Annotated in this window: 1 protein-coding gene; it reads right to left on the bottom strand. The window is 44.9% G+C overall.

Annotated features, from left to right (window positions below):
• Positions 1 to 426 precede the first annotated feature (426 nt).
• Positions 427 to 1842, bottom strand: coding sequence for an IS5 family transposase (locus tag EKM67_RS10585; RefSeq protein WP_125578942.1), 1416 nt, complete (start codon positions 1840 to 1842; stop codon positions 427 to 429).
• Positions 1843 to 2138: the final 296 nt, after the last annotated feature.

The following is a 2138-nucleotide window of genomic DNA, read 5'->3' as shown; positions in this document are numbered from 1 at the left end:
CATGCCGTTCAAGAATGTGCATAAACACTTTAATTATTTGATTGTCCTCTTGACAGGAGCCGAGCCCGGGCTGCTTTTTTTGTGTTTGTAAATATTATGCGGTTCCGGCTAAATTTGTGGTGGGAACTGGGAAACTGCTGTGGGGACGGCTCCAAGCTTTTGGGAACCCACCAAAAGTTTTCCGCCTGAAATGTGAGCTCTTCCAAAATCGGAAAGATCTCACATTTCCCCTTTCTGTAAATTCGCAAAGTACGCTCATCAACAGAAATGCCACTGCAGTCCCAGTTCCCACCACAAATTTTGCCTATTCTATTCTAGAGAGCTCAGTATATTTAGCGTTGGATATTTAAATTACATTTCTATATCTAAACAATATTTTTTCAACGCGTAAAACGAGAATTGTCAATCTAGGTAGTGGCTGTTTAATTAGGCCACCATATCTTTAACCTTCGTAGTAAATTTATAGCGAATTTGATAGGTTACTCCTTCTGATTCTGCCAAAACAAAAATTGGTATAGCAAAAACCCGCATCAGGGCCAACACATTGCTCAGGACGATTGCCCCATCGATCTTTACGGCCAACGATTCAGCGGTTCGAGTGTTCACCAAATCAAGCCCCAGTGAACCCTTCATAAAGGCAAACCGGCGCTCTATGGCACCTCGTCGATTCTCGGCGTCAGTATCTTTTCGGCGTTGTTCAGTGTTAACGTGTTTCGGATGACGCCCCAATTTGGGACCACAGATGCGGATACCTAAGTCTTTGCATAGCTTCAGGTTCTCTCGATTACGATATAGCGTGTCTGCTAGTACTTCATCAGGATAATGTCCGTGCAAGTCAAAGTAGTGGTCCAAGGTCTCCTTAAAGTCTTTGCCTTCAGAGAAGGCATTAAAGTCGAAGCGTTCGATATCGATTACGCCTTCGCTTAGAGAACAATCAATCTTCGCGCCGAATTCTACTTTGGCATTTGCTTTGCCACGCTGAATCGGGCGGATGTATGGCTGTTGGAGACTGACAATACGATTTTCGACGCGATGCGTCTTATGGGTATACATGTACCACTGTTGGTCAAACAAGATCCGAATGACTCCCAGGCGGATTGCCTGCTTTTCTGGCAAAGTTGCCCCAAGGTCTAAGAACTCGTTGATGTAGCGCAGATCGCGACGAACGTATTGCAATTGTGCTTTGACCTGCTTATGAAAGCCGCCGCGTTGTTGCTTTGGATGGCGCGAAAACGCCGTCCAACAGTGTTTGGCTTCACGTTTATACATGCGTGGGTTCGGCACACCCAATTGGTGTGACATATCGATTGCCATCGCTTCAAGATTGAGCCGAGCCTGATTGAGCAACACAGTATCTTGCGGATACTTGATTTTAACGGGTACCGCTGTTGCATCAGTGATGACTGTGTCTACCTTGAACGGGACCAACGCTTCAATCTTAGCCCGGACAGTGTCGTTGATGATATTGGTAATCAGCTCAGAAATGTCGGCAATCCGCTTGCGAAAGTGAGCCAAGCTGGAGTAGCTGAATGGCGCCACTGCTTTGTACTCAGACAAACCAATGAAGTATTGAAGCGCCGGTGTATCCCGAATCGTCGCAACTACACCACGATCTGTTAGCCCCATTCGTTGTTGAATCAAACCAGCACCATAAAGCATGCGAAAAGGCTTCGCAGCGCGGCCAAGATTCTTGGTAAACTCCAATTGGTATGCGTCATCGAGCGCCTTCCATGGCATAACCTCCGCCAATTGAACCCATTCGTTATCTGGGCTAAGAGGTGTGCTTAGACCAGCGCCAAAAGATTCAAATGATAGTTGAAGCGGGCTGTGACGATATGCCATGAGATAACCTCCAAGGATATTCTGGAAAAATGCACGAGAAATGTGCGAAATCGGTAATTTTCTATGGATTTATTATAACGCAATAATGAGCCTATGGGTTGAAATGCCTGAACGTTATAGTTTTTAAACGGCCACTAGGTACACGACCAATTTAAAAATAGGCGCAAGATACAGTCAAAAAGCTATTGTTACGGCTTTTCAGACTAATCTGCACCTATTTTAAAATTTGGGGTCTTTGTCAAATAGTGTTGGTGGAGATTTATGAGCGATATCTGAATTTACAGATATCGCTTTTT

Source organism: Lapidilactobacillus mulanensis (genome assembly GCF_003946215.1).
GTDB classification, from domain to species: domain Bacteria; phylum Bacillota; class Bacilli; order Lactobacillales; family Lactobacillaceae; genus Lapidilactobacillus; species Lapidilactobacillus mulanensis.
Note: the sequence above shows the minus strand (reverse complement) of the source record. Positions and strands in the feature narration are given on the sequence as shown.